Annotated in this window: 12 protein-coding genes; 5 read left to right on the top strand and 7 right to left on the bottom strand. The window is 71.4% G+C overall.

Features of this window, described 5'->3' with window-relative positions; genetic code table 11:
- Together ACFXA3_RS22375 and ACFXA3_RS22370 are read right to left on the bottom strand one after the other, a co-directional pair.
- A partial coding sequence (locus ACFXA3_RS22375; RefSeq protein WP_385189217.1) for a thiamine pyrophosphate-binding protein occupies nucleotides 1-1020 on the bottom strand: 1020 nt, incomplete at its 3' end.
- Nucleotides 1021-1052: 32 nt separating this feature from the next.
- Complete coding sequence (locus tag ACFXA3_RS22370) at nucleotides 1053-1877, bottom strand: type 1 glutamine amidotransferase domain-containing protein (protein WP_385189215.1); 825 nt, start codon at nucleotides 1875-1877, stop codon at nucleotides 1053-1055.
- A gap of 267 nt (nucleotides 1878-2144) precedes the next feature.
- On the opposite strand from ACFXA3_RS22370, the gene ACFXA3_RS22365 reads away from it, so the two are divergent.
- The 5 genes from ACFXA3_RS22365 (at nucleotide 2145) to ACFXA3_RS22345 (ending at nucleotide 5620) form a co-directional block, all read left to right on the top strand.
- Entirely contained in the window at nucleotides 2145-2417 is a 273-nt protein-coding gene (locus ACFXA3_RS22365) for a UBP-type zinc finger domain-containing protein (RefSeq protein ID WP_385189214.1), read from the top strand.
- Nucleotides 2414-4135, top strand: a complete 1722-nt coding sequence (locus ACFXA3_RS22360; protein WP_385189212.1) for an FAD-dependent oxidoreductase — start codon at nucleotides 2414-2416, stop codon at nucleotides 4133-4135. The genes ACFXA3_RS22365 and ACFXA3_RS22360 overlap by 4 nt, the downstream gene beginning before the upstream one ends.
- A 54-nt stretch (nucleotides 4136-4189) precedes the next feature.
- Nucleotides 4190-4726, top strand: coding sequence for a hypothetical protein (locus ACFXA3_RS22355; protein ID WP_385189210.1), 537 nt, complete (start codon nucleotides 4190-4192; stop codon nucleotides 4724-4726).
- A gap of 82 nt (nucleotides 4727-4808) precedes the next feature.
- Complete coding sequence (locus tag ACFXA3_RS22350) at nucleotides 4809-5144, top strand: putative quinol monooxygenase (protein ID WP_048477855.1); 336 nt, start codon at nucleotides 4809-4811, stop codon at nucleotides 5142-5144.
- A complete protein-coding gene (locus tag ACFXA3_RS22345) occupies nucleotides 5141-5620 on the top strand; it encodes a group II truncated hemoglobin (RefSeq protein ID WP_385189208.1) in 480 nt (159 codons plus the stop codon). Before ACFXA3_RS22350 ends, ACFXA3_RS22345 begins: the two co-directional genes overlap by 4 nt.
- Before the next feature lie 298 nt (nucleotides 5621-5918).
- On the opposite strand, the gene ACFXA3_RS22340 is transcribed toward ACFXA3_RS22345, so the two are convergent.
- The 5 genes from ACFXA3_RS22340 to rpe form a co-directional block, all read right to left on the bottom strand.
- Nucleotides 5919-6368, bottom strand: coding sequence for a barstar family protein (locus ACFXA3_RS22340; protein ID WP_385189206.1), 450 nt, complete (start codon nucleotides 6366-6368; stop codon nucleotides 5919-5921).
- Complete coding sequence (locus ACFXA3_RS22335; RefSeq protein ID WP_385189204.1) at nucleotides 6365-6844, bottom strand: ribonuclease domain-containing protein; 480 nt, start codon at nucleotides 6842-6844, stop codon at nucleotides 6365-6367. Before ACFXA3_RS22335 ends, ACFXA3_RS22340 begins: the two co-directional genes overlap by 4 nt.
- Before the next feature lie 70 nt (nucleotides 6845-6914).
- Entirely contained in the window at nucleotides 6915-7136 is a 222-nt protein-coding gene (locus tag ACFXA3_RS22330) for a CarD family transcriptional regulator (RefSeq protein ID WP_053788968.1), read from the bottom strand.
- A gap of 117 nt (nucleotides 7137-7253) precedes the next feature.
- Complete coding sequence (locus ACFXA3_RS22325) at nucleotides 7254-8267, bottom strand: sugar-binding transcriptional regulator (RefSeq protein WP_385189218.1); 1014 nt, start codon at nucleotides 8265-8267, stop codon at nucleotides 7254-7256.
- Nucleotides 8268-8391: 124 nt separating this feature from the next.
- Nucleotides 8392-9078: a ribulose-phosphate 3-epimerase gene (gene rpe, locus ACFXA3_RS22320; protein WP_385189202.1), complete on the bottom strand. Its 687-nt coding sequence runs from the start codon at nucleotides 9076-9078 to the stop codon at nucleotides 8392-8394.
- Between the last annotated feature and the right edge of the window lie 362 nt (nucleotides 9079-9440).

The following is a 9440-nucleotide window of genomic DNA, read 5'->3' as shown; positions in this document are numbered from 1 at the left end:
GGGGGGGGACCGCAGCCTTGCGTGGCGGGGGGCCCGGGGGCGCCGCCCCTGCCGGGGGTCGGCGGCCAGGCCCAGGTCGACCGGGTGGTTCTTGGCGATCTCGTAGGCGTTCAGGTCGATGTGGACGACCTTGGCGCCGGCCCGGAAGGGGCTCTCCAGCTCGGGGAACACCTCGGGGAAGACATAGGTGCCGACGATCAGCACCCCGTCCGCGGCGGCGACGAGCTCCCTGCTGTGCGGGCCGAACATGTGCCCCGTCTGGCCGCGGCGCAGCGGGTGCGAGGCCGCGATGTTCACCTCGGAGGAGTCCACCTCGTACACGTCGGCGCCCAGCAGTTCGGCGACGGCGGCCAGATCGCGCTGGGCCCCGGAGAGCGAGACCCCGTCCCCGACGAGGACCACGGGCCGCTCCGCGGAGGCCAGCAGCTCGGCCGCCCGCCCCACCGAGGCCGGCGAGGGCGTCACGTCCGTGAGCGGCACCGCGGCGGGCACGACGGGCTCGGAGTTCAGCTCGTCCAGCACGTCCATCGGCAGCGCCACGAAGACCGGGCCGCGCGGCGGGGTCAGGGCGATCTTGACGGCCCGCCGGACGGTGCGCAGTACGGAGTGCCGGTCGGTGACCCGCGTCGCGTACTTCGTCACCGGCTTCGCCATCGCCACCAGGTCGGACGCCATCTGCGCGTCCATCGCGTCGTAGCGGACGCCGGCGTCGCCGGCGACCACGACGAGCGGGGTGTGTCCGCGCAGGGACTGGTAGAGCATCCCGATGCCGTTGCCCAGCCCCACTCCGGAGTGCAGCTGGAGCAGGGCCGCGCCGCCGGTGGCCCGGGCGTAACCGTCGGCGATGCCGGCGGCCACGGTCTCCTGGAGGGCGAGGACGTAGTGGAAGTCCTCCGCCGCGTCCACCGCGTCGAGGAATCCCTGTTCCACCGTCCCCGGATTTCCGAACATCACATTCAGGCCGTCGGCCTTGAATTGCTCGATCAGCCTTTCCCGTCCGGGAGTGGCTTCGGAACTCATCGAAATCCCCCTCGTTTCCACGGGTTTTGCGATCACCACCCGTAGCGGGTGAGGCCTTCCTCCAGGACTTCCACGATCTTCTGCCCCGTGAGATACGAATCGGGGGTGGAACGGCCGGTCACGAACGGGTAGTCGACGATCACCGAAAGCGGGTGACCGAAATTCCCGTGGTACGCCCCGCGCGGCCCGGTGGCATCGCGCAGGATGTACTCCAGCGGGTACGGCGGCGGGCCCATGTTGAAGTCGGTACCGAGGAATCCGGTGCCGTCCTTGTAGTCGTACTCCTTGCAGTGCCCGGTGACGTGCTTGCCCCAGATGATGCTCTTGCGGTCGCCCCAGTCGCGGGCGAAGGCCAGGCAGGCCACGCCGTAGCACTCGGCCGCCACGACCTTGCCGGCCTTCTTGAAGGCCAGGATCAGGGCGTGCACGCGCTCGTTGTTGGCGAGGTCGACGATGGGGCCGCTGCCGCCGACGATCAGGACCGCGTCGTAGCCGGCGATGTCCGACTCCAGCTTGTCCAGATCGCGGTGGTACTGCTCCAGCTTGCGCAGATAGCCCTCGTCGCTCGTGTACGGGCGCTCCGGGACCCACGCCTCGATGTCGAGCGGCGAGTCCAGCCGGCTCGACTGCTCGAACTCCCGCCCCAGCCGGGCGTTCTCCTCGGTGGTGACCGAGCGTCCCAGTGGAGGGTCGATGAAGTTCGCGTCGAGGCTCGGCGGAAGAGCGTGCGCACGCTTTCCGGTCGGCGTGGCGAATACGACTTCGTAGCCCTGCTCATCGAACTTCGACACGGGGCCTATCAGTTCTTCGGCCCAGTAACCGTGTTCGGAGACAATGACCAGAATCTTTCTGCTCACGGATTCCTCCAGGCGCCGCCTGTTGTCGTTGGCGTCCACCACACTGCTTGTGTCCGAGGGCTCCGTCAAAGCGCCCGTACGCGACTTCGTGAGGTAGGCGGGCAGGTCGCGGGGGCACCTCAGGTAGTCGCTTCCGGAGGTCATGAAGTAGCCGCGGGACTTCGTGACTTCGGCTGAATCGCTGAACCATTGCGGGGGCACCGCCCTATGGTCTGGACGCGCCGTGAATCACGGGTGCGCGAAGGACCGAGGAGAGGGACGGGGACGATGACGACGGACCTGTTGTGCACACACATCGATCAGATACGTCCGGTGAAGCCGGGCACCGAGGGCTGCGAGGAGTGCCTCGTCCTCGGCGACACCTGGGTGCACCTGAGGATGTGCCTGAGCTGCGGGCACGTCGGATGCTGCGACTCCTCCAAGAACCGCCACGCCACCAGGCACTACCGCGGCACCGGGCACCCCATCGCCGCCTCGCACGAGCCCGGCGAGACCTGGGCCTGGTGCTACGCAGACAAGCTGATGCTGGACGCGGCATGAGCGCGGCCCCGGAGAGCGCCACCGCCCCCGCCACGGCGGCCGCGGCCGAGCGCGCCGAGAGCCGCAAGCCCGTCATCCTGGCCGTGGACGACGATCCGCAGGTGCTGCGGGCGGTCCGCCGCGACCTGCGCAGCGCGTACGGCGACCGCTACCGCGTGCTCGGCGCGTCCTCCGCCGCCGACGCCCTGAAGATCCTGGACTCCCTCGACGAGCGCGGCCACGACCCGGCGCTGTTCCTCGTGGACCAGCGGATGCCCGACGTGACCGGCGTGGAGTTCCTCCTGGAGGCCGTCAGCCGCTTCCCGGACGCCCGCCGCGTCCTGCTCACGGCGTACGCGGAGACGGACGCGGCGATCACCGCCATCAACCGGGTCCGGCTGGACTACTACCTGCTCAAGCCGTGGGACCCGCCGCACGAGCGGCTCTTCCCCGTCCTGGACGACCTGCTCTCCGACTGGCTGGCCACCTACCGCCCCGCCTACGACGGCATCATCGTCGCCGGCCACCTCGTCGCGCCCGGCACCCACGCCGTCCGGGACTTCTTCACCCGCAACGGCCAGCCGTTCCGCTTCCTCAACGTCGAGCGCGACCCCGAGGCCCTGACCCTGATCGCCGCCCAGCCCGGCGCGGCGCTCCCGCTCGTCCGCTTCCCGGACGGGGCGGTGCTCTCCGCGCCGTCGGACACCGAGCTCGCCCAGCGCCTGGGGCTGGCCACCACCGCGTCGCGCCCGCACTACGAGTGCGTCATCGTCGGCGCGGGTCCCGCGGGCCTGGCGGCCGGGGTCTACGCGGCCTCCGAGGGCCTGTCGACCCTGATGCTGGACTCCCGCGCGCCGGGCGGCCAGGCCGGCACCTCCAGCCTGATCGAGAACTACCTCGGCTTCCCCTCGGGCCTCTCGGGCGGCGACCTGACCCGGCGCGCCACCATCCAGGCCTCCCGGTTCGGCGCCGAGATCCTGCACCCGGTGGAGGTGGTCTCGCTGACCCGGGACGACCCGGCGAAGATCCTGACCCTGGCCGACGGCACGGAGATCAGCGCCGAAACGGTGCTGCTGGCCACCGGGGTCTCGTACAACCGCCTTCAGGCCCCGGGCGCGGACCGCTTCGAGGGCGCCGGGCTCTACTACGGCGCGGCCACCACGGAGAGCTCGGCGTGCATCTCCCAGCACGTGTTCATCGTGGGCGGCGCCAACTCGGCCGGGCAGGCGGCGGTGCACTTCGCCAAGTACGCGGCCCGCGTGACCATCCTGGTCCGCGCCGAATCGCTGGACGCGAGCATGTCCCGCTACCTGATCGACGAGATCGACCGCACCCCCAACATCGAGGTCAAGGTGCGTACGACCGTGGTCCGGCTGGACGGCGAGGAACACCTGGAGGAGCTGACCCTGCACGACGCGACGACGGGTGAGGACACCCGGGTGCCGGCCCGCTTCATGTTCACCTTCATCGGTGCCCGCCCGCACACCGACTGGCTGTCGGGCGTGGTCGAGCGCGACGAGTACGGCTTCGTCCTCACCGGCTCCGACCTGATCGCGAACGGCGGCGAACTCCCGGCGGAGTGGAGCCTGGAACGTGCCCCGTACCCGCTGGAGACCAGCGTCCCGGGCGTCTTCGCGGCCGGCGACGTCCGGGCCCACTCGGTCAAGCGCGTGGCGTCGGGCGTGGGCGAGGGCGCGATGGCGGTCTCGCTGATCCACCGGTACCGCTCGATGGGCTGAGAGCGAACACGATTCCCTTGCGATCAAGCGGAGAGCGGATGCAACGTTGATTACATGATTACAGCCGAGCAGAACGAGCAGCTTCGCGCGTGGTTCGCGGACCGCCTCCCGGTGGACGTGTACGAGTCCCTGACCGACGTGACGGTCGACCGCGAGGAGATCACGGTCGTCGGCGCCATCCCGGCGACCGAGTCGGTCAAGGAGTTCCGCGAACGCACCCGCGAACAGCGCATCGAGGTCGCACGGGAGGCGGAGGAGCTCTACCGCCGCAAGGTCGCCTGGGCCGTCCAGTCCGGCGACGACCGCATCCTGTTCACCCACCTGGCGGTCCCGGTCATGACGCGCCTGCGCCAGCCGGAGCGCCAGGTCCTCGACACCCTGGTCGCGGGCGGCGTCGCCCGCAGCCGGGCCGACGCCCTCGCCTGGTGCGTCCGCCTCGTCGGCCGCAACACGGACGAGTGGCTCACCGAACTCCGCGACTCCCTGGCCAAGGTCCAGCAGGTCCGCGCGGCGGGCCCCGACGTCACCGGCGAGTCCGACGCCTCCGATGCCCCCGACGCCACGGACTCCCAGAAGTCTGGGTCGGAATGAGGAAAGCCCTCCCCACCGGGGCATGATCACGCAAGTCTGACAGCGAGCCGACCGGCACCGATCACAGGGAGAGGCACGCCCCATGACCACCACCGTCGAATACATCCGCTACCGGATCGCATTGGACGACCAGCAGGCCTTCGAGGACTCGTACCGGCAGGCCGCGCAGGCCCTGGCCGCCTCGCCCGAGTGCATCGACTACGAGCTCGCCCGCTGCGAGGAGGAGAACGACCGGGAGCGCTACATCCTGCGCATCCGCTGGACGTCGGTCGACGCCCACCTCAACGGATTCCGCAAGGGCGAGCACTTCCCGGCGTTCTTCAGCGCGATCCGCCCGTACGTGAAGGCCATCGAGGAGATGCAGCACTACCGCGTCACCGACGTGGCCGGCCCCGGAAAGGCCGCACCCCAGTCATGAGCACCACACCCGGCACCACCCCCACCATCTACGAGTGGATGGGCGGAGCGGAGGCGATGAACCGCCTCACCGACGCCTTCTACGGGCACGCCCTGCAGGACGAGATCCTCGCCCCGGTGTTCGCGGGCATGGACTCGGAGCACCCCCGGCACGTCGCCGTCTGGCTGTCGGAGGTCTTCGGCGGCCCGGCGGAGTACACGGCCCACCACGGCGGCCACCAGCACATGGCCACCAAGCACCTGGGCCGCGGCATCACCGAACGGCAGCGCCGCCGCTGGGTGGACCTGCTGATGGACACGGCGGACGAGGTCGGCCTCCCGACGGACCCCGAATTCCGCGCGGTGTTCGCGTACTACATCGAGTGGGGCACCCGCATGGCCCTGATCTACTCGGGCCCCAACCCCCCGCCGGTGGACGCGGCCAAGATCCCCGTCTGGTCCTGGGGCCAAACACCCCCGTGGATCCCGAAGAGCTAGTCCCGTGCGGGGCAGAGCCGACCCCTCTGCCCCCACACCCCACGAACCACCCACCCGACCCGCCCGCCACGTGAGCCCCGGAGTCCGACCCGTCAGCCCCTCCGGCGCTTGAGGACCGGGGTCCGGGGCGAGTCCCGGGCCCGTCTGCCCGTCCGGCGCCTGAGCACCGGGGTCCGGAGCGGAGCCCGGGCTCTTCAGCCCGTCCGGCGTTTGAGGACCAGGGTCCGGGGCGGAGCCCCGGGATACGGCGAAAGGGCGGGGCGGGGAGAGCACCGCGCAGCGGCACCCCACCCCCGGCTCACCGGCCCGACGGCCTCGGCGTCCCGCTCCCACCGACCGGCGGCTCACCCGGCAGCGGTCCATCCTGCGGCGGCCCGGCCGCCGCCCCCGGCTCGGCGACGAGTACGGCCAACGCCCCCTCCTCCGCGTCCCGCCAGTACTCCGCCGCCCCCTCCAGGACCTCCCCGAGCGTCGCCCACTCCCCCGGCCGCGCCCCCGCGTACGACGACCACGAGGTCACGACCAGCAGCCGCCCCGGAGCGGCCGGCAGCCACGACAGGTCGGTCAGCGCATCGGCCAGCGCGTCCCAGTTCCCCCCGAACCACGCCGGCACGTCCAGGGCCGCCCCCCACCGCCGCAGCAGCTCGGCCTTGCCGTGCACACCGCCCAGGTCCACCCGTAGCGTCGTCCAGCCCGCCTTCTCGGCCGCGGCCAGCGCCGGAGCGAGCGGCTGCGGATCCAGGGTCATCGCAGGACCGCCTTGAAGGTCTCGTAGTGGTCGTCCGTGTAGAAGTACTCGCCACCCTCACCGGTGACGAGCCGCCGCGCTCCGCGGTCGCGTTCACCGGGGGTCTTCACGGTGAACTCGTGGTAGTAGCCGCGTTTCTGCCGTGGCAGGGCCTTCTCGAAGTTCCCGAAGACGGTCCCGTCCTGCCGGTACGGGTACGGCCCGCCCTTGTCGATCAGCGCGAGCACGTCCCGGGCCTGCGCCGGCAGCGCGTCGGCCCGTACGGTGGCCATCCCCTTGGCCCAGGCGGGCGCCGAGGCCCGCCCCGGGGCCGGTACCGCCCCGGTGGCATCAGTCCCCGAGCTCACTCCGGCCGCGGCGGACGGCGACGCGGTCTTGCCACCACCACACCCCGCCACGCCGATCAGCGCGACGCACAGGAACAGCGCGCCCACCACGCACCGCAGCAACGACCGGGGCACGTCCCTGAAGATCATGCACCGATCGTGCCAAATATCCGATTCGCTCGCGAATCGCGCGGTGACGGTGGCCTCGCAGGCGACAGCCTCAGAGCGCGGCCATCTTGGTGTAAGGACTCAGAATTCTCTTCTGGACCGACCCGAAGTCGACCAGGACGGCGATCCCCTCCTCGATACCGACGACACGGCCCAGGCCGTGCTCGTCGTGAGAGACCCGGTCGCCGACGCTGAACTGCCGGAGCGGCGGTTCCACGGGGGCCTTGAACGGGCTGGACGGCAAATGGCGGCGAGGTACTGCTGACTTTGTCATTGGGACCAGTATGCGCCCCGCAGGGCGCCCCACGGCCCGCCGTTCGGATCTCAATTGCGGCACCATCCGCCCCGGCACCCCCGCGGGACCGCGCGCCGCGCCGCCCGCCGGGCCGGATCAGTCGTCCGGGTCGGCCCGGTCCAGCGCGGGCCGCAGCCCCGGAGCCGACTCGGTGAGCAGGTAGTCCGCGACGGCCGTGTCCGTGACCAGGCTGGTCACGAGCCCGGACCGGAGCACCGCCCCGATCGCGGAGGCCTTGCGCAGCCCGCCGGCGATGGCCACCACCTCGGGGATGCGGCGCAGCCGGTCGGCCTCGACGGTGATGCAGCGCTCGCCGAGGTCCCGCCCGACACGCCGCCCCTCCGCATCGAACAAATGGGCGGACATTTCGGCTGCGACACCGAGCGAGGCGTAGTGCGCCCGCTCCTCGTCGGTGAGCATGTCGTGGACGGTCGAGATGCCGGGCTCCCACGAGCCGATCGACACCGCCGCGACCGTCACCTTGTCGAAGTACTCGAAGGCCCGGGCGATGCCCGTCTGGTTCCGCAGCGCGGCCGCCGTCGCCGGATCGGGGAGCAGCATCGGCGCGTAGATCGGGTGCGCGTCGCCGCCCGAGACCTGGGCGGCCCGCCGCACGGCCTCCACGGAGCCGCGCTCGGCCGTACCGGCGTCGTACACGCCGGTCAGCTGCACCACGGTGCACTGCGGCAGCCGGTGCAGGGAGGCGGCCATGTGGATGGTCGACCGCCCCCAGGCCAGGCCCAGTACGTCGCCCTCGTTGACGAGCTCGCCGAGCAGGTCGGCCGCGACCGCACCCAGGTTCTCCGGGTCCGGCGCGTCCTCGGTCGCGTCGGCCGGGGACTCGACCACCACCGCGTGCCGCAGCCCGTACCGGGCCCGCAGCGCGTCGGAACGCTCCGCGTCGAGCTCGGCGGGCACCCGGATCTCGATCCGTACGAGGTCACGCTCCAGGGCGGTCTCCAGGACCCGGGCCACCTTGAAGCGGCTCACGCCGAACTCCTCGGCGATCTGGATCTTGGACTTTCCCTCCAGGTAGAAGCGGCGGGCCATGGCCGCCGCCTGCACCAGCTCCGCGGGTCCCATCCGCAGGGCTGACCGTCCCGCCGACATTGCAGACACCGCGTTCTCCTCACTGCTGTTCACACTCTCGACTCGCCGTTCATCCTGTCAGATCCGGCGGCCGTTGATCAGCCTGGACAGCTCCCGTTCACCGAGCTGTTCACCAACCCTCGTTTCAGTGGTCACAAGCCCAGGGCGCCGCGGCGATCGCGACGTCGGCCTGCTCGCGCAGGGTACGCACGGCTGCGGCCGGGTCGACCGCCCCGTAGACCGCGCTTCCCGCGACGAACACGTCGGCGCCGGCCTCGGCGCAGCGCTCGATGGTCGTGGCCGAGACCCCGCCGTCGACCTGGAGCCACAGCTCCAGGCCGTGCTTGGCGATCAGCTCCCGGGTCCGGCGGATCTTGGGGAGCATGATGTCGAGGAAGGGCTGGCCGCCGAAGCCCGGCTCGACCGTCATGATCAGCAGCATGTCGAGCTCGGGGAGGATGTCCTCGTACTGCTCGATCGGCGTGGCGGGCTTGAGCGCCATGGACGCCCGCGCCCCCTTGGCCCGGATCTCCCGCGCGAGCCGCACGGGGGCGGCGGCGGCCTCGGCGTGGAAGGTGACCGATCCCGCACCGGCCTCGACGTACTGCGGGGCCCAGCGGTCCGGGTCCTCGATCATGAGGTGCAGGTCCAGCGGGATGTCCGTGGCGCGGCTCAGGGACTCCACGACGGGCATACCGAGGGTGAGGTTCGGGACGAAATGGTTGTCCATGACGTCGACGTGCAGCCAGTCGGCCCCTTCTACGGCCTTCGCCTCCTCGGCGAGGCGGGCGAAGTCGGCGGACAGGATGCTGGGATAAATCTGAGCGGCCATGCCCCAAGCCTGCCATGCCCCCGCGCACTTCCGGCCACGACCCCGCATCTCGAGACTCGCGTAGCCGCACTTAACGGATCACGAGGAACGCTCAAGCGTTGCTTGGGGATGGCGGGGCGGTGGTGACGGGGGCGGTGGTGACGGGGTGGGGCGGAACACCGGGGGCGGATGCGGGGCGAGGCGGGGTCGGCGGGGTGGGGCGGGGGACGGTCGGGCGGAGCTGGGGAGCGGGGCGGGGGACGGTCGGGTGGATCGGCGGACTCGGTACCGGAGTGGTCGGGCGGGATACGGGGGGCGGGGTCCGAGCGGGGCGGTGTCGGAGTGGGTCCGGGGGCGTGGGGCGCCCCCCCACCCGCAACACC

Origin of the sequence: Streptomyces sp. NPDC059456 (genome assembly GCF_042750055.1) — a bacterium.
GTDB lineage: Bacteria > Actinomycetota > Actinomycetes > Streptomycetales > Streptomycetaceae > Streptomyces.
This window is presented reverse-complemented; position numbering and strand designations above follow the sequence as displayed.